General features: G+C 74.2%; 14 protein-coding genes. 3 read left to right on the forward strand and 11 right to left on the reverse strand.

The window, feature by feature from the left end; genetic code table 11:
- Positions 1 to 17: 17 nt before the first annotated feature.
- Together hrpA and Ae150APs1_RS18260 are read right to left on the reverse strand one after the other, a co-directional pair.
- Positions 18 to 4,322, reverse strand: a complete 4,305-nt coding sequence (gene hrpA / locus Ae150APs1_RS18255) for an ATP-dependent RNA helicase HrpA (protein ID WP_083680218.1) — start codon at positions 4,320 to 4,322, stop codon at positions 18 to 20.
- Positions 4,323 to 4,727: 405 nt separating this feature from the next.
- Positions 4,728 to 6,122: an ATP-binding protein gene (locus Ae150APs1_RS18260; protein WP_349289909.1), complete on the reverse strand. Its 1,395-nt coding sequence runs from the start codon at positions 6,120 to 6,122 to the stop codon at positions 4,728 to 4,730.
- On the opposite strand from Ae150APs1_RS18260, the gene Ae150APs1_RS33715 reads away from it, so the two are divergent.
- Entirely contained in the window at positions 6,016 to 6,360 is a 345-nt protein-coding gene (locus tag Ae150APs1_RS33715) for a hypothetical protein (RefSeq protein WP_249266386.1), read from the forward strand. The genes Ae150APs1_RS18260 and Ae150APs1_RS33715 overlap by 107 nt on opposite strands.
- Here the strand turns inward: Ae150APs1_RS33715 and Ae150APs1_RS32135 are convergent.
- Genes Ae150APs1_RS32135 through Ae150APs1_RS18275 form a run of 3 tightly spaced genes read right to left on the reverse strand, consistent with a single transcriptional unit; the run spans position 6,339 to position 8,637 of the window.
- Positions 6,339 to 7,013, reverse strand: a complete 675-nt coding sequence (locus tag Ae150APs1_RS32135) for a response regulator transcription factor (RefSeq protein ID WP_254850128.1) — start codon at positions 7,011 to 7,013, stop codon at positions 6,339 to 6,341. The two genes, Ae150APs1_RS33715 and Ae150APs1_RS32135, sit on opposite strands and share 22 nt — an antisense overlap.
- Before the next feature lie 53 nt (positions 7,014 to 7,066).
- Complete coding sequence (locus Ae150APs1_RS32140; RefSeq protein ID WP_083680219.1) at positions 7,067 to 7,933, reverse strand: serine hydrolase domain-containing protein; 867 nt, start codon at positions 7,931 to 7,933, stop codon at positions 7,067 to 7,069.
- A 29-nt stretch (positions 7,934 to 7,962) separates the two neighbouring features.
- Positions 7,963 to 8,637, reverse strand: a complete 675-nt coding sequence (locus Ae150APs1_RS18275; protein ID WP_075299192.1) for an SDR family NAD(P)-dependent oxidoreductase — start codon at positions 8,635 to 8,637, stop codon at positions 7,963 to 7,965.
- 176 nt (positions 8,638 to 8,813) lie between these two features.
- Here Ae150APs1_RS18275 and Ae150APs1_RS18280 point away from each other — a divergent pair, with 176 nt between their 5' ends.
- Positions 8,814 to 9,629, forward strand: a complete 816-nt coding sequence (locus tag Ae150APs1_RS18280; protein ID WP_075299193.1) for a DUF72 domain-containing protein — start codon at positions 8,814 to 8,816, stop codon at positions 9,627 to 9,629.
- A 161-nt stretch (positions 9,630 to 9,790) separates the two neighbouring features.
- Entirely contained in the window at positions 9,791 to 11,023 is a 1,233-nt protein-coding gene (locus tag Ae150APs1_RS18285) for an MmpS family transport accessory protein (RefSeq protein ID WP_075299194.1), read from the forward strand.
- A 104-nt stretch (positions 11,024 to 11,127) separates the two neighbouring features.
- Here the strand turns inward: Ae150APs1_RS18285 and Ae150APs1_RS18290 are convergent, their stop codons facing one another.
- The 6 genes from Ae150APs1_RS18290 to Ae150APs1_RS18315 all read right to left on the reverse strand — a co-directional run bounded on the left by Ae150APs1_RS18290 (position 11,128) and on the right by Ae150APs1_RS18315 (position 16,577).
- Positions 11,128 to 11,928 (reverse strand): ABC transporter permease, encoded by an 801-nt coding sequence (locus tag Ae150APs1_RS18290; protein ID WP_075302272.1) that lies wholly within the window; start codon positions 11,926 to 11,928, stop codon positions 11,128 to 11,130.
- Positions 11,929 to 11,942: 14 nt separating this feature from the next.
- On the reverse strand, positions 11,943 to 12,923 hold the full coding sequence (locus Ae150APs1_RS18295; protein WP_010236748.1) for a daunorubicin resistance protein DrrA family ABC transporter ATP-binding protein: 981 nt from the start codon (positions 12,921 to 12,923) through the stop codon (positions 11,943 to 11,945).
- 102 nt (positions 12,924 to 13,025) lie between these two features.
- On the reverse strand, positions 13,026 to 14,246 hold the full coding sequence (locus Ae150APs1_RS18300; protein ID WP_249266388.1) for an MFS transporter: 1,221 nt from the start codon (positions 14,244 to 14,246) through the stop codon (positions 13,026 to 13,028).
- Positions 14,247 to 14,295: 49 nt separating this feature from the next.
- A complete protein-coding gene (locus Ae150APs1_RS18305) occupies positions 14,296 to 15,918 on the reverse strand; it encodes an acyl--CoA ligase family protein (RefSeq protein WP_075299197.1) in 1,623 nt (540 codons plus the stop codon).
- 100 nt (positions 15,919 to 16,018) lie between these two features.
- Positions 16,019 to 16,210 (reverse strand): ferredoxin, encoded by a 192-nt coding sequence (locus Ae150APs1_RS18310; RefSeq protein WP_010236740.1) that lies wholly within the window; start codon positions 16,208 to 16,210, stop codon positions 16,019 to 16,021.
- 79 nt (positions 16,211 to 16,289) lie between these two features.
- Entirely contained in the window at positions 16,290 to 16,577 is a 288-nt protein-coding gene (locus tag Ae150APs1_RS18315) for a hypothetical protein (protein ID WP_075299199.1), read from the reverse strand.
- Positions 16,578 to 16,693: the final 116 nt, after the last annotated feature.

Consider the following 16,693-nt stretch of genomic DNA (forward strand, 5'->3'; position numbering starts at 1 on the left):
TTCTCCGTGCGCCGCGTTTAGGACGGCGGGGGCAGCTCGTCGATCGCCCGCTCGACCCGCTGCACCGACACCGGGTGCCGGGTCCGCATCGGGTGCGCGTAGAGCGAGACCCGCAGCTCCTCGATCATCCAGCCGATCTCGCGCAGCGCCGGTGACGGCTCGGTGTGCTCGGGCAGCCCGGTGAGCAGCCCGCGGTACTCGGCCTCGACCGGCGCCATCTCCGCGGTCCAGCGGGCGTCGCGTCCGGGGTCGGCGTGCAGCTTGTCCAGCCGCACCTCGCAGGCCTGCAGGTACCGCTTCACGTCACCGAGCCGGGTCGCGCCGGCCGCGGTCACGAACCCCGGGGCCACCAGCCGGTCCGTGATCGCGCGGACGTCGGCGGCGCCGTCGCGGGTCGCGGGTCCGCGCAGGTCGGCGAGCTTCGCGCCGGTGGTGTGCCAGGCCTCGAGGACGCCGCGTACGGCGTCGAGGACCTGCAGGGTGGTCGCGGGCAGCCGCATCCGCAGCAGCTCGGCGAGCCGGGTGAACTGTGCCTCGTCGAACGGGTCGCCGCCGCCCCGGCCGACGAGATGGTCGGCGGCGGCGGTCGTGCAGTCGTCGAGCAGCGCGTCCAGCGAGCCGTGCGGGTTGCGCGACAGCGCCAGCCGGGCCCGGTTGTCGAGCCCGCGCTGCACCTGCTTGCCGGGGTTCGGCGTGCCGAGCAGGAGCAGCCGTCGTGCCCCGCGGTGGTGGGCGGGATCGCGCTCGGGGGCCGTGGCGAAGACGTGCACGTCGGCCGACCGCCCGCGGTCGCGTAGTCCGGGATACCCGGTCACGACGTGGGCCCCGCGCCGGATCGGCAGCTCACGGGGGAGCTCGCCGATCGTCCACGACCTCAGCCCGGTCTCCTCGATGCCACTGCCCGCGGCGGCCAGCTCCTCGCGCACCTTCGGCGCCAGCTCGCGGCGCAGGCGTTCGAGGTCGGTGTCGCGGGCGATCTCGGCACCGGCCTCGTCGAGCACCCGGAAGGTGACCGTCAGGTGCTCGGGCAGCCGCTCCAGCTCCCAGTCCTCGCGCCGGATCTCGACGTTGCGCATCCGGCCGAGCTCGCGCTCCAGCCCGTCGAGCAGCGGGCGGTCGGTCTCGCCCGCCAGGCGTCGCAGCGCCGCCCGCGCGTGGTCGGGCGCGGGGGAGAAATTGCGGCGCAGGTTCCGCGGCAGCGTCCTGATCAGCGCCGTGACCAGCTCCTCGCGGAGACCGGGGACCTGCCAGGTGAAGGGCGTCGGGTCCACCTGGTGCAGCGCCGCGACCGGGACGTCGACGGTGACGCCGTCGGTGTGGTGGCCGGGTTCGAACGCGTACGACAGCGGGAGCGTGAGCCCGCCGGCGTCGAGGTGGTCGGGGTAGTGGCCGCGGTCCACCTGGCTCGCGGCCTCGGTGGCCAGCAGTTCCTCGGTGTAGTCGAGCAGACCGGGGGACTCCCGTGACGCCGCCTTCCACCATCGGTCGAAGTGCTTGCCGGAGACGACCTCGGCCGGGACCCGCGCGTCGTAGAACGCGAACAGGGTGTCCTCGTCGACGACGAGGTCGCGGCGGCGGGCACGGTGCTCGAGCTCCTCGGCGTCGTCGAGCAGCTCGCGGTTCGCGTGGAAGAACGGGTGCCGGGTCTCCCAGTCGCCCTCGACGAGCGCGTGCCGCAGGAACAGGTCGCGGCTCACCTCGGGGTCGATCCGGCCGTAGGCGACGGTCCGGTCGGCGACCAGCGGCAACCCGTGCAGGGTCACCCGCTCGGTCGCGACGGCCGATCCGCGGTTCCGTGACCAGCGGGGTTCCGAATAGGTCCGTTGGACGAGATGTTCGGCGAGCGGCTCGATCCAGTCCGGTTGGACGGGGGCGACCGTGCGTGCCCACAATCTCGTCGTATCGACGAGTTCGGCGGCCATCACCCAGCGCGGCGGCTTCTTCGCCAACCCCGACCCGGGCCAGATCGCGAACTTCGCGCCGCGGGCGCCGAGGTAGTCCTTCGGGCCCTTCCGCTCCTTCTTCGGGTCGCCCTTGCCCTTCTTCTCCGCGAGCGGGTCCTGCATGCCGACCTGGGACAGCAGCCCCGCGAGGACGGACCGGTGGATGCGGTCGGCGTGCGCCGCCCACTCGGGGTCCCGCTCGTTCAGGTCCATCCCGGCGGACCGTGCGGCCTGCCGCAGCTGGCCGTGCAGGTCCCACCACTCACGGACCCGCAGATAGTGCAGGAAGTCCTCGCGCAGCTCACGGCGGAACCGGTTCCCGGACAGGGCGTCGCGGCGCTCGTCGAGGTGGTCCCAGAGCCGCAGGAAGGCGAGGAAGTCCGAGCCGTCGACGCCGAAGCGCCGGTGCTTCTCGTCCGCCGCCTGGCGCTGCTCGGTGGGGCGCTCCCGGGGATCCTGCACCGACAGCGCCGCGGCGATCACCAGCACCTCGCGCAGGCAGCCGTTGCGGTGCGCCTCGACGAGCATCCGGCCCAGCCGCGGGTCCACGGGGAGCCGGGACAGGGACTGCCCGACGGCCGTCAGCGAGCGGCGGTCCGGGCGGAGCGCGCCGAGCTCGTGGAGCAGGTCGAGCCCGTCGGCGACGGCGCGCCGGTCCGGCGGCTCGACGAACGGGAACTCCGAGATCTCGCCCAGGTCCAGCGCGATCATCTGCAGCACGACCGACGCCAGGTTGGTCCGAAGGATCTCCGGGTCGGTGAACTCGGGTCGGGCGTCGAAGTCGTCCTCGGCGTAGAGCCGGATCGCGATGCCGTCGCTGGTCCGGCCGCAGCGGCCGGACCGCTGGTTCGCCGACGCCTGGGAGATCTTCTCGATCGGCAGGCGCTGCACCTTCAGCCGGCGCGAGTAGCGCGAGATGCGTGCGGTGCCGGTGTCGACGACGTACCGGACACCCGGCACCGTCAGCGACGTCTCCGCCACGTTGGTCGCCAGCACCACCCGGTTGCCGGTGTGGCTCTGCCAGACCCGCTGCTGCTCGGCCGTCGAGAGCCGGGCGTAGAGGGGCAGGATCTCCGTGTTCCGCAGGTTCCGGCGTTCCAGGGCGTCGGCCGCCTCGCGGATCTCCCGCTCGCCGGGCAGGAAGACCAGCACGTCGCCGGGGCCCTCGCGCTGCAGCTCGACGACGGCGTCGCCGATAGCGTCGTCCAGCTCACGATCCGGGTCGGCGTCCGGGTCGTCGGGATCGACGACCGGCCGGTACCGCACCTCGACCGGGAACGTGCGCCCCGAGACCTCGACGATCGGCGCCGGATCGTCGTCCTCGCCGAAGTGCCGGGCGAACCGCTCCGGGTCGATCGTCGCCGAGGTGATGATCACCTTGAGGTCGGGACGGCGGGGGAGCAGGCGGGTCAGGTACCCGAGGATGAAGTCGATGTTGAGGCTGCGTTCGTGGGCCTCGTCGATGATCAGCGTGTCGTACTGGTGGAGGTCCTTGTCGCCGGCCAGCTCGGCCAGCAGGATCCCGTCGGTCATCAGCTTCACCAGGGTCGAGTCGCCGACCTGGTCGGTGAAGCGGACCTTCCAGCCGACCGCCCCGCCGAGCTCGACGCCCAGCTCCTCGGCGATCCGCGCCGCGACCGTGCGCGCCGCGAGCCGTCGCGGCTGGGTGTGGCCGATCATCCCGTGCACACCGCGGCCGAGCTCCAGGCAGATCTTCGGCAGCTGGGTGGTCTTCCCGGAGCCGGTCTCCCCGGCGACGATGACGACCTGGTTGTCCCGGATCGCATCGGCGATCTCCTCGCGGCGCGCGGAGACCGGCAGCGTCGCGGGGTAGGAGACGCGCGGCAGCGCCGCACGGCGGCGGGCGATCCGGTTGCCGGCCTTCTGCACGGCGTCCGCGACGCGCTGCTGGGCACGGCCGTCGCGCGCGCGGTCCAGACGGCTCCCGAGGCGCTCGGCCTCGGCCGGACCCAGCTCCGTGATGCGCTCGCGCAGCGCCGCGAGTTCGGCGTCGTCGAGCGGGGGGAGCGGCGGCTCGTTCCGGCCGCCGTTCCCGGCCGGGTCCGGGCTGTCGCGGTCGGGGCCGCGACGGCCGGGCTGGTCGGGGCCGGGCGCCGTGACGGCAGCGCTCCGGCCCCGTGGCCCGCGGCGGCGCGGTCGGCGCTGCTGCCCGCGGGCCGGGCGGCCGCGCGCGGCGCCCTCCGTCCCGGGGGCGGCCTGCGCTGCGGCCTGGCCTGGTGTGGTGGTCTGCTGATCGATGTCGTGCTGCCGTTCACCGGCCGGACGCCGGGGCCCGCGGCGGGATCGCCGCGGACGGGAGGTCGTGCCGGCCCCGAGGTCGGGTCGGTCGCTCGAGGACGGGGCGGGATCGGTGGACATCGTCCGTTCAGTGTGCCTGGTGGTTCGCTGTGTCGCGGACGCCGACCATGGTGATCGAGCTCGCACGCACCGGCAATCGGATTTCGGGAGCAGTCGGAAAGGGTGTCCGAACCGGGCGCCGGTCGCCTCGCGGCGAGTGGCACACCGCGGCTCCAGCCGGACGGTATTCCACGGCGGCGGTTATCCATTGCGGCCCGGGGACTCGTGTCGCCCGGCTCGGACAGTCGTTCCAACGGGCGGGCCGGGCGGATCATTCCCGGGGGCCGGAGAATTTCCCGCCGCCCCGTCCGAGGGGCGGACGGGGCGTCGTCACGAGGCGGGACGGCCGGGGAGCTGCCGTCCCGCCCGGGCCGGGTCGGAGCACCCGGACGATGCTGCGCGACGGCGGTCACCGCCCGGACAACCTCACCTCAACGGCGGCTCAACGCGGGGCAGTGCGACGACGGCCGTCGTGCCGGCGTCGACCACCGAGCTGATCGTCAGCGTGCCGCCCATCGCCTCGACCAGTCCCCTGGCCAGCGGCAGGCCCAGCCCGATGCCCTGGTCGGCGGGGCCGTGCTCGGCGAGGTCCAGCCGGTCGAACGCGACGAAGATCCGGCCGGTGACGTGCTCGGGGATGCCGCGCCCGGAGTCGCGGACGACCAGCCGGACGCCGGCACCGCCGCCGTCGATCCCGACGGTCACCCAGCCGTCGGGCCGGTTGTAGCGGATGCCGTTGCCGACCAGGTTGATCAGCACCTGGCGCAGCCGGCGCGGGTCGGCCAGGACGTCCGCCGCGCCGCCCGGTACGTGGTGCAGCGTCACGCCCCGCTCGCCCGCCACCGGCCCGAGGAGGTCGAGCACCTCGTCGGTGAGGGCGGCCGCGTCGACCCGCTCGGGATGGACCGGCAGCGCACCGGCCTCGACGCGGGCGACGTCGAGCACCTCGTCGACGAGGGACAGGATGTGCGACGTCGCGCCGGCGATCCGGTCCAGCGCGCCGGCCCGCCGGTCGGCGGGCAGGTCGAGGGTGCCGAGCAGCTCGGCGAACCCGCTGATCGCCTGGAGCGGGGTGCGCAGCTCGTGCCCGAGTGCCGCGACGAACCGTGACTTGGCCCGGCTGGCCGACTCGGCCGCGGCCCGTGCGACCTCGGCCTCGTGACGGGCCTGCCGCTCGCGCAGTGCCGCGCGGCGCTGCGTCAGGTCCAGCACGGCCACCGACAGCTGGACGACGCCGCCGTCCGGCCCGTGGACCGGCGAGGACGTGACCGCCAGCTCCAGCTCCGCACCGCCGGCGTGACGGGCCCGGGCCTCACCGGCGGCACCCGCGCAGGGGACCAGGACCTCGTCGACCCGTTCCCCGGTGATGTCGCGGCCCAGCAGCTCGGTCAGGGCCCGGTTGGCGTCGGTGATCCGGCCGTGCGGGTCCGCCAGCGCCATCCCCGTCGCGTTGTCGGCGAACGCCCGCCGGAACCGTTCCTCGCTCTCGGCGAGCGCGCCGAAGAGGCCCGCATGCTCGATCGCCACCGACGCGAGGTGGGTCAGCCGGTCGACCAGGCGCTCCTCACGGGCCGAGGGGCGGTGCCGGTGGTCGTGGTAGACGGCGAACGTCCCGAGCACACCCTGGCGCCCCCGGATCGGCGACGACCAGCACGACCGCAGCCCGTGCGGGGTCGCGATCGCGCGGTACTCGCGCCAGCGCGGGTCGGTCCCGATGTCCTCGGCGACGACCGGCCGGTCCAGGTACGCGGCCGCACCGCAGGACCCGGCGTCGGCGCCGATGGGCAGGCCGTCGATCCGGGACGAGTACGCGTGCGGCAGCGACGGCGCCGCCCCGTGGTGCAGGGTCGACCGGGTCGAGCAGCAGGACCGAGCAGCGGGCCCCGGGGACGAGATCCTCCAGCACGGCGGTGATCCCGGCCAGCACGTCGGACAGCGGGGTGCCCTCGGCGATCCGTTCGAGCAGCTCGGTCTGACGGCTGAGCAGCGCGAGCGTGTCGTCGTGGTCCAGCCCGGGGCGGGCGTGCGTCCTCGCGCTCATCCGGGCTCCAGCCGGTAGCCGACACCGCGGACGGTGCGCAGGAACCGGGTGCCCCCGGGGAGCTTCTGACGCAGCCGGTGGACGTGCTCGGTCACGGTCGCCTCGCTCCGCCAGTCCGGCGCGCCCTCCCACACCTGCTCCAGCAGCTGGACCCGGCTGAACACCTGGCGCGGGTGCCGGGCGAGGAACGCGAGCAGGTCGAACTCGCGGGCCGTCAGCTCGACCGGGGCACCGTCGACGGTGACCTCGCGGGAGGCGTCGTCGACGCGCAGACCGCGGACGGGCCCGTCGCCGGGGTCGGGTCGCGGGGGCGCCGATCGGCGGAGCACCGAGCGGACCCGGGCCACGAGCTCGCTGGGGGAGAACGGTTTCACCAGGTAGTCGTCCGCGCCGAGGTCGAGCCCGACGATCCGGTCGGTCTCGCCGCTGCGTCCGGACAGCACGATCACCGGCATCGCCGCGCCCCCGGTCACGGACTCGTCGCCGCGGACCCGGCGCAGCACGTCCAGGCCGCCGACGCCGGGCAGGGACAGATCCAGGACGACGAGATCGGGCCGCTCCCGGCCGATCCGGTCCAGCGCGGCGGCACCGTCGGCCGCGGCGGCGACGGCGAACCCGTCCGCCTCCAGCTGCCAGGTGACCAGGGTGCGGACGCGCTCGTCGTCGTCCACCACCAGCACCGTCGTCCCCCCCGATCGTGGCGCCGACGGTGTGACGTGCGCAACTACCGGTGCGGCTCCGGGAGCTCCGCGAGCACCCCGTCCGTCCACGGGGTCCAGGCCTCGGCCGCCCACGGCCCGAAGTCCCGGTCGGTCAGGACGACGGCGGCGGCGCGCACGTCGGGATCCACCCACAGGAAGGTCCCGGACTGTCCGAAGTGGCCGAACGTCCGCGGCGACGAGTGCTCGCCGGTCCAGTGCGGGGACTTGCCGTCGCGGATCTCGAAGCCCAGGCCCCAGTCGTTCGGGCGCTGCCGGCCGTAGCCGGGCAGCAGGCCGCCGAGACCCGGGTAGGCGACGGTCGTCGCCTCGGCGACCGTGCGCGGGTCGAGGAGCTTCGGGGCCTGCAGCTCGGCCGCGAACAGCGACAGGTCCGCGGCGGTCGAGACGGCGCCCGCGCCCGGCGCGCCCTCCAGGCGGGTCCGCGTCATCCCGAGCGGCTCGCAGACGGCCTGGTGGAGGTAGTCGGCGAAGCCGATCCCGGTGGCCCCGGCGATCGCGTCGCCCAGTACCGCGAACCCGGTGTTGGAGTAGATCCGGCGCTCGCCGGGGGCGGCCTTGACCTCGTCGGTGTCGAAGGCCAGGCCGGACGTGTGCGCGATCAGGTGCCGGACGGTGGCGCCCTCGGGGCCCGCGGCGTCGTCCCAGTCGACGGCGCCCTCCTCGACCGCGACCAGTGCGGCGTACGCCGACAGCAGTTTGGTCACCGAGGCGAGGCCGAACTCGCGGCCGGTGTCGCCGGCGTCGGCGAGCACCGCGCCGTCGGCACCGACGACGGCGGCGGCGACGTGGTCGACCGGCCAGTCCAGGACCCGGCGCACCGCCGGGGCGAGCCCGGTCACGGTGCGGGGAGCGGTCGGGTGCGCATGCACCCATCCTGGCAGCCGGTCGCGCGGCGCCGTCAGGAGTCGCCGTAGACCGGGACGAGCGCGCCGCTGACCGGGGCGGCGTCCGGCCCGGCGAGGAACGCGATCACCCGGGCGATCGCGGCGGGGGCGACGGCGCGGTCCACGGCGTCGGCGTCCATCCACTCGCGGTTGGCGGGGGTGTCCACGACTGACGGGAGCACCGCGTTGACCCGGATCCGCTGCCCCCGCAGCTCGTCGGCGAGCAGCTCGACGGTGCGGTGCACCGCGGCCTTGCTCGCGCCGTGCACGAGCTGTGCGGGACCGGAGGTCCCGGTCCGGGCGCCCACCGCGACGATCGAGCCGCCGCCCGCTGCGGCGATCCGCGGGGCGGCGGCCTGGGCCGCCCAGACCAGCGTGCCGAGGTTGGTGTCGAACAGGCCGTGCAGGGTGTCCGGGTCGAGGTCGGCGAGCCCTCCGTGCGAGTAGCCGCCGGCGACGGCGACCAGCGTCCCGACCGTGAGAGCGCGTCCGTCGATCTCGGCGAAGGCCCGCCCGACGTCGCCGCGGTCGGTCAGCTCGACGGGGACCCGGTGCGAGGCGTCGAGCGCGTCCAGCGCCGGGCCGGGCCGGTCGAGAGCGACGACCGGCTGCCCGGCCCGCTGGAACTCGGCGACGACGGCGCGGCCCAGCGCGCCCGCGGCCCCGGTGACGACGACGGCGTGGCTCATCCCGGCATCGTCGCACCTCGGCGGCCCATCGGGGCATGGCACACGGTGGCGGGAACCGGTCCGGGACCCCAGGATCGGGGCATGCGAGCGGATGCGACGGCGCGGCACCGCCGACCGGGGCCGCGACCGGTGCTCCGGACAGCGCCACCGGCAGCGCCGCGCACGGGAGGCCCCGCGTGACCGGCCGGGTCGTCGTCGGGACGTCCGGCTGGCGTTACCCGCCGTGGCGCGGCACCTTCTACCCGCCCGGGCTGGTGCAGCGTCGTGAGCTCGAGTACCTCTCCCGGCAGGTCACCTCGATCGAGATCAACGGGTCGTTCTACGCGCTGCAGAGCCCGGAGAGCTACCGGTCGTGGGCCGCCGAGGTCCCCGACGGCTTCGTGTTCTCGGTGAAGGGTCCGCGGTTCGTCACGCACATGAAGCAGCTCCGCGACGCCGCGGTCCCGGTCGCGAACTTCCTGGCGTCCGGGGTGCTCGGACTGGGCGCCGCGCTCGGCCCGGTGTTGTGGCAGCTCCCGCCGCGGATGCGGTTCGACGCCGACCGGGTCGCCGGCTTCCTCGCGCTGCTGCCGCGCGGCACGGCCGCGGCGGCGCGGTTCGCGACCGGTCACGACGAACGCGTCGAGGGACGCGCGCTCACCGCGACCGACGCCGACCGGCCGCTGCGGCACGCGATCGAACCGCGGCACGAGTCGTTCCGGGACCCGGCCTTCCTCGACCTGCTGCGCGAGCACGGCGTCGCGCTGGTGCAGTCCGACTCGGCCGGGACCTGGCCGGTGTTCGACGAGGTGACCTCGGACCTGGTCTACGTCCGGCTGCACGGGCAGGGCGAGCTCTACTCCGGGGGCTACACGGCGGAGGCCCTGGACTCCTGGGCGCGGCGGATCCGGGAGTGGACCGCGCAGGGACTCGACGTCGTCTGCTACTTCGACAACGACATGAAGGTGCACGCCCCGACCGACGCGATCGCCCTGCTCGACCGGCTGCGGTGACCCCGACGACTCCCGTGACGACGTCCGGTGGTGACCCGGCACTGCCGGACGGCGGGGACGTGCAGCCCGATCGGGTGAAGGACGGGGGTTCCGGTCCTCAGTACTGATGAGACCGCCGCGTCACGTGACACGGCAGCGGGGGACCGATCGACAGGGGTCACGTGACCACCTCGCAGAACTCCTCCGGCGCCCCGGACCCGTCCGACCCGCCGCAGCCGTCCGGCCGCCACGCCGACCGTGACTCCGCCTCCCGCCCCCACGCCACCCCGCACCCGGCGACCCAGTACGACCCGGCCCGCCACGGGGATGCGCGGTACGGGGCCACCCCGCAGGGGTACGGCCAGGCGCAGTACCGGTACGGCACGGCTCCGCAGGGGCCGGCTCCGCAGTACGGGGCCCCGCAGGGGTACGGCCCGGCCGGTCCGGGCCACCCCGCGCCCGGCTACGGCCCCGCGGGACCGCACACCGGCCACGACCCCCGGTACGGCGCTCCAGGCCCGTACCCGGCCGGGCCGCAGCCGATCTACGACGGCCACCCCGGCATCCCGTTCGGCGGCGCCCCGTTCGGCACCCGTTCCCCCGCCTCGCCCCCGGCCGGTCTGCCCGCCGTCCCCGCCGACGCCGGTGCGGCCCCGTGGCCGACCGCCGCGCAGCGGGCCACCGGTGCCGCGGCCGCTCCGGCCGTCCCGGCCCAGCGCGGCGCCACCGGCCTCCAGCCGGTCGCGATGCCGCGCAACGGGTTCGGCACCACCGCGCTGGTACTGGGCATCATCGGTGTGCTGACCGCGATGATCCCGATCGTCGGTGTCGTCGCCTGGCCGATGGTGATCCTCGGCCTGATCTTCGGTGTGCTCGGGATCGTGCGGGCGGGCAAGGGGATCGCCACCAACCGCGGCGTCGCGATCTCGGGGACGGTGCTCTCGGCGCTCGGGCTGCTCCTGTGCATCCTCTGGGTCGCGGCCTTCGGGTCGGCGGTCGACTCGGCCTCCTCCGGGGCAGTGCCGTCGGCGGCCTCGGTCCCGGCCGCGAGCGAGCCCGTCGCGAGTGCTCCCGCCGTGACCGCTCCGAGCATCGAGCAGCCCGCCGCGGCGGCGTCCCCCGCAGGGGGCGACGTCATCACCTACGAGGTGACCGGGTCCGGGTCGGCGGGGAACATCACCTACGTCAAGGACTCGAACATGGGTATGGAGCAGGTCAACGCCACCGACCTGCCCTGGACCAAGGAGGTCACCTTCGACGGCGGTGTCCTCTCCTTCCAGCCGCTCTCGCTGGTCGCCCAGTCCGATTCCGGCGGTAGCGGTGAGATCACCTGCCGCATCATGCGGAACGGCCAGGAGATCACCTCCTCGACCAGCTCGGGCCCCTACGCGGTGGTGAGCTGCTCCGGTAGCTGACCCGCACCCCGACGCGCGCCGGGCCGCGCTCGGTGGTCACGCACGACGCTCGGCCCGGAGCACGACGAGGCCCTCCCGCGGACGCGCGGGAGGGCCTCCGTGCGTCAGCGGCTCGCCGCCCGCTTGTACTGCCTGCCCGCCAGCGGCCCGAACACCGCGACGACGGTGACCGACCAGATCCGCGTGTAGAGCACCGGGTTCTGCAGGGGCCAGGCCTGCGAGGCCGTCATCGTCGAGGCGACCGCGTCGGTGTTGCCGAACAGCTCCCGTGCCGCCTGGGTGACCGCGGAGACCGGGTTCCACTCGGCGAACACCCGCAGCGGCCCGGGCAGCGTGTCCAGCGGGACGAAGGTGTTCGCCAGGAACGTCAGCGGGAAGATCACCACGAACGACGCGTTGTTCACGACCTCCGGGCTGGGGACCAGCAGGCCGACCCAGGCCATCACCCAGGAGAACGCGTAGGCGAACACCAGCAGCACCAGGAACCCGGCGAGCGCCTCGAGGAACGAGGTGTGGATCCGCCACCCGACCAGCAGCCCGGTCAGCGACATCACCACCAGCACGATCACGTTGTTCACGACGTCGGACAGCGTGCGGCCGGTCAGTACCGCCGACGGCGTCATCGGCAGCGAACGGAACCGCTCGATGATCCCCTTCTTCACGTCCTCCGCGAGCCCCGCGCCGGTGTTGGTCGCCCCGAAGATCACGGTCTGGGCGAAGATCCCGGCCATCAGGAACTCCCGGTACCCGGCACCCCCGCCGGTCGGGTCGATCGCGCCGCCGAACACGTAGGCGAACAGCAGCACGAACATGATCGGCGAGAGCGTCGTGAAGACCAGCAGGTCCGGCACACGCTTGATCTTGATGAGGTTCCGCTTGGCGACGACCGACGCGTCCGCCAGCATCGTGGCCGCCGCGTTCACGACGTCACCTCCGCGCGCTCGGTGTCCTCGTCGACCTCGGCCGACGGACGGCCGGTCAGTGTCAGGAACACGTCGTCGAGGGTCGGGCGGCGCAGTCCGGCGTCGTCGACCTTCGTCCCGGCCTCGCGCAGCCGGTCGAGCGCGTCGCGCAGCACGTCGACGCCTCCGGTGACGGGCATCGTCAGCGACCGCCGGTGCCGGTCGAGCACCGCCTCACCGACCCCGAGCGGGGCCAGCAGCCGGGCCGCGGGCTCCAGGTCGGCCTCCACACTCGTCGTCACCTCCAGGCGTTCGCCACCCACCTGGGCCTTGAGCTGGTCCGCGGTGCCGCGGGCGATCACCTTCCCGTGATCGATCACGACGATCTCGTCCGCCAGCGCGTCGGCCTCCTCCAGGTACTGGGTGGTGAGCAGCAGCGTCGTGCCCCGGGCGACCAGCCCGCGGATCACGTCCCACAGGTCGTTGCGGCTGCGCGGGTCCAGGCCGGTGGTCGGCTCGTCGAGCAGCAGCACCGGCGGGTCGGCCACGAGCGCCCCGGCCAGGTCGAGCCGGCGCCGCATGCCGCCGGAGTAGGTGCGGGCGGGCCGGTCCGCGGCGTCGGTGAGGCCGAAGTCGGAGAGCAGCTCCCGCGCACGCTCCCGGGCCCGGCGACGGCCCAGGTGGTAGAGCCGCCCGACCATCTCCAGGTTCTCGAAGCCGGTCAGGTACTCGTCGACCGCGGCGTACTGGCCGGAGAGCCCGATCCGGCGCCGCACCCCGGCGGGATCGGCCCGGACGTCGGCGCCGGCGACCGTCGCCTCGCCCCCGTCCGGCTGGAGCAGCGTGGTCAGCACCCTGACCACGGTGGTCTTGCCGGCCCCGTTCGGGCCGAGCAACCCCAGGACGGTGCCCTCGGGAACGGACAGGTCGACCCCGTCGAGCGCCCGTACGGCGCCGTAGTGTTTGACCAGTCCGGTGGCGCGGATCGCGTCGGCCATCGTGGAGATTCCCCTCGACAATCCCGGCCCGCCGCGACGGCGGGCCGACGGGCGTCAGACTGCCTCAGGGCCCCGACAGTTTCCGAACGGATTCGGCGTGGCTCAGCCCTGCGCGGCGACGCGCGCGGCGTGTGCGACCAGCATCCGGCGCCCCACGAGCATCAGGGCGGCCGAGGCCAGCATCACCACGGCGTTCACCGACCACGCCACCGTGAACGACGCGTGCGCGGCCAGCCAGCCGAACACGATCGGCCCGGCGAACCCACCGGCGTACACCCCGACCTGGACGACCGCCGTCGCCGCGGCCGGGGCCGACGGGTTCAGCCGGACGACCGCGAACTGCAGCAGCCCCGGCCAGGCCCACCCGAGCCCGAACGCCAGGACCGTGCCGATCACCAGGGCGGGCGTGCCGGGCACGGCGAGCAGGCCGAACCCGACCGTGCCCGCGGCGAGGCTGGCGGCCACCACGGCGACGTGCCCGCCGCCGCGGCCGGTCGTCCGGCGGGCCTCCTCACGCCTGTCGGCGAGCCAGCCGTGCAGCAGCCGGATGCTCAGCCCGATCACGCTGCCCATGGTCAGCACGAGACCGGAGAGGCCCGGGTCCACGCCGCGCTCGACGGCGGAGGCGACGAGGAAGATGCCCAGCGCGGTCGCGGTGCCCGCCGCCATGCCGGAGGCCGCTCCGATGACGCCGAGCGCACCCGTCGCGCGGTCGCCCTTCGCGGCCTTCGGGGCCGGGCCGGCGTCCTCACGGGGGCAGAGCAGCAGCGCCGCCAGGGCGAGCACCGCGCCGAGCGCGTAGGCCCAGCGCCACCCGACGGTCAGCGCGATGGCCGGCACCGCGATGCCGGCCAGCAGCGTGGCGGTCGGGATCGCGGCCTGCTTCACCCCGAACGACAGCCCCATCCGGCGGGCCGGTACCGAGCGCGCCAGCGTCAGGTTCGACGACAGCTGGCCCATCACGTTGCACCACGCCCCGCACAGCAGGAGCGCCACCAGCGAGCCGTACGACCGGGCGCCGAGCGCGAGCGCGGCCAGCATGACGGCCGTGCCGAGCACGGCGATCCGGCTGGTCAGGCGGGACCCGACCCGCTCGACGAGCATCCCGACCGGTAGCGAGCAGAGCGCGCTCACGCCGAAGTACAGCGCGACGACCAGACCGAGCCCGGACGGGTCGAACCCGAGATCGGCGGACAGCTGCACCGCGAGCGCGCCGGTGAGGAAGACCGGGAGCACCGACACCGTCGTCACCGCGACCGCGCCGCCCGCCACCCTGAACGCGGACGGTCCGGTCGTGGTGTGCGATTCGGTCGCGATGCTCACGATGAGCAACGCTAACCGATTCGCCCGCTCCGCAGGGAGCGAACGTGACTCATCCCCGGATGCGGGATCCGCCCTGGTCGGCCCACTCCTTCTCGCGCAGTTCGAACTTCTGGACCTTGCCCGTGGAGGTCTTGGGCAGCTCCTCGACGATCTCGACGTACTTCGGTGCCTTGTAGCGGGCGATCCGCGTCTTCACGTGGTCGATCAGCTCCTGCGGCTCCGCGGCGCGGCCCGGCCTGAGCACGGCGAACGCCTTGCAGACCTCGCCCCACCGCTCGTCCGGGACGCCGACGACGGCCGCCTCGAGCACCGCCTCGTGCGAGACGATCGCCTGCTCGACCTCGACGGTGGAGATGTTCTCCCCGCCGGAGATGACGACGTCCTTCGCGCGGTCGCGCAGCTCGACGTAGCCGTCGGGGTGCACGACGCCCAGGTCTCCGGAGTGGAACCAGCCGCCCGCGAACGCCTCGGCGGTCTTCTCGTCGTCGAGGTGGTAACCCTTCATGACGTTGTTCCCGCGCATGACGATCTCGCCCATCGTGGCGCCGTCGGCCGGGACGTCGGCCATCTGCTCGTCGACCACCCGGAGCCGGTCCGCGCAGACCATCCCGACGCCCTGCCGGGCCTGCAGCCGGGCGCGTTCCTCGCCGTCGAGCCCGTCCCAGGCACGCTGGTACTGGTTCACCGAGTACGGGCCGTAGGTCTCGGTGAGGCCGTAGACGTGGACGATCCGGAACCCCATCCGCTCCATCTGCAGGATCGTCGTCGGCGACGGCGGCGCACCGGCGGTGGTGATCACCAGCGGGTAGTCCAGCGTCACCGCCTCGGGCGCGTTCATGATCGTCGTGACGACGGTGGGTGCCCCGTTGAGGTGGGTCACGCCGTGCTCGGAGATCAGCCCCCAGATGACGTCACCGCGCACCTCCCGCAGGCAGACGTGGGTGCCGCCGATCGCCGTCACCGCCCACGGGGTGCACCAGCCGTTGCAGTGGAACATCGGCAGCGTCCACAGGTAGACGCTGTCCGGGGTGTGCGTGGAGTGGACGATCTCGCCGAACGAGTTCAGGTAGGCACCGCGGTGGTGGTACTCGACGCCCTTCGGGTTCCCGGTCGTCCCGGACGTGTAGTTGATCGAGATGGTGCCGTGCTCGTCGTCGACCGCCCACGGCCGCGGGGTGTCCGAGCCCCTGGCCAGCAGGTCGGCGTAGGACAGGCCGGACCCGACGCCGTCGCCGGGGGCGGCCGGGTCGGTGACCGTCACGATCTCCCGGACCGTCTCCAGCTCACCCGCGACCGGACGGACGGTCTCGTACAGGACGGCGTCGACGACGAGGACCTTCGCGCCCGAGTGGTCGAGGATGTAGCGGACCTCCTCGGTGGAGAGCCGTGTGTTGATCGCGACGAGCACGGCGCCCGCGAGCGGCACGGCGAAGTGCGCGACCAGCATCTCGGGGACGTTGGGCAGCAGGTACGCCACCTGGTCCCCGGGCTCCACGCCGGAGGCCTCCAGCGCGTTCGCCACCCGGGTCGCCTCCGCCGCGAACTCCGCGTACGTGTGCCGCCGGTCCCCGTAGACGATCGCCGTCGTGTCGGGGAAGACGTCGGCCGACCGGCCGAGGAACGCCAGCGGGGTCAGCGGGGTGGTCCAGACGTCGGTGGTTCCGGCGGTCACGGTCGGCTCCTTCGCCGGCGGTGCACGTCCCGGGGGATCCTCGCGGCCCCGTCCGGGCAGGGCAACCTGCGGAGCCGGCCCGACCGGCCGGCCCGTGCGCTCAGTCCTCGATGGAGATCGCGGCCTTCGGGCAGCCCCGCACCGCCTCCTCGACCTTCGGCCGGAGGGCCTCCGGCGGGTTCTCGTCGAGGATGTAGAGGTAGTCGTCGTCCCGCACCTCGAAGACCTCGGGGGCGGCACCCATGCACACCGCGTTGCTCTCGCAGCGGTCGAAATCCACGATGACCTTCATGGCGTCCATGGTGCCCCCGACGGGGCTCCGACGCACGACTAAGGACGCCCTGACCTGCGGTTATGCTGGCCTTGGTCGGTCAGGGCGAGCCCGTCCCGGCGGTGTCCGCGGGGAGCGGGAGCGGCAACGGTGCGGCCGCCGTCCGTGCCTGTTCCACCGGGCCCGCGGGCGGGGTGGTGTGCGGCAGGCCGAGCATCGCCGGGCCGGTGACCGCGCCGGCGCGCGCGGTGGCCGGGACCACCGTCCCGGCGTCCCGCGAGGTCGCCGCGCGTTCCGCGGGCGGTCCCAGCAGCGCCGCCAGGCCGAGCAGGACGGCGAGGGCCAGCGGCCCGACGATCGCCACCAGCCGGATGCGGGTCCCGTCCATGACGCACCTCCACGTCGGTCGACGACCGCGCGAGGGGGTACCCGGGGGAGCGGGTGCGGCCGTCGACCGGACGATCGACCGCCGGACGTCCGCCGTTACCGCTCGGGTCCGGACGG

It is taken from the genome of Pseudonocardia sp. Ae150A_Ps1 (assembly GCF_001932315.1).
Lineage (GTDB): Bacteria > Actinomycetota > Actinomycetes > Mycobacteriales > Pseudonocardiaceae > Pseudonocardia.

Coding starts and splice junctions, on each gene's coding strand:
- hrpA (WP_083680218.1), bottom strand. CDS start 4,322: ATGTCCACCGATCCCGCCCCGTCCTCGAGCGACCGACCCGACCTCGGG.
- Ae150APs1_RS33715 (WP_249266386.1), top strand. CDS start 6,016: ATGTCCTCGGCGACGACCGGCCGGTCCAGGTACGCGGCCGCACCGCAG.
- Ae150APs1_RS18275 (WP_075299192.1), bottom strand. CDS start 8,637: ATGAGCCACGCCGTCGTCGTCACCGGGGCCGCGGGCGCGCTGGGCCGC.
- Ae150APs1_RS18290 (WP_075302272.1), bottom strand. CDS start 11,928: ATGCTGGCGGACGCGTCGGTCGTCGCCAAGCGGAACCTCATCAAGATC.
- Ae150APs1_RS18295 (WP_010236748.1), bottom strand. CDS start 12,923: ATGGCCGACGCGATCCGCGCCACCGGACTGGTCAAACACTACGGCGCC.
- Ae150APs1_RS18310 (WP_010236740.1), bottom strand. CDS start 16,210: ATGAAGGTCATCGTGGATTTCGACCGCTGCGAGAGCAACGCGGTGTGC.
- Ae150APs1_RS18315 (WP_075299199.1), bottom strand. CDS start 16,577: ATGGACGGGACCCGCATCCGGCTGGTGGCGATCGTCGGGCCGCTGGCC.